The 231-nt window shown below is 40.7% G+C and carries 1 protein-coding gene; it reads left to right on the plus strand.

Translation table 11 applies throughout. The features are described from left to right. Positions 1–231: hypothetical protein (locus Q4519_RS22210; protein WP_303516164.1), on the plus strand; the 231-nt coding region annotated here is incomplete at both ends.

A 231-nucleotide genomic window follows, 5' to 3' on the forward strand; every position in this document is an offset into this window, starting at 1 on the left:
GCTCAACAATCGTTTGAAGACGCTAAAGTGTTTCAGGACTCGACTTTCACGAATATTGTGTCGATGGGGAAGCTTAACAAACTAAAGGATGATACTTCACAGGCTATAGGTGGACTTACATTTACTCGTGCAGTTAGCCCAACCCCTGTTTCGCTTGTTACATCTGGTGGACTAACAACATCAACACAGTTAGTTAATCTTCTAGTAAATTATGATTGGACATCGCTAGAT

It is taken from the genome of Motilimonas sp. 1_MG-2023 (assembly GCF_030547455.1).
In the GTDB taxonomy this organism is placed as follows: domain Bacteria; phylum Pseudomonadota; class Gammaproteobacteria; order Enterobacterales; family CBDFNC01; genus Motilimonas.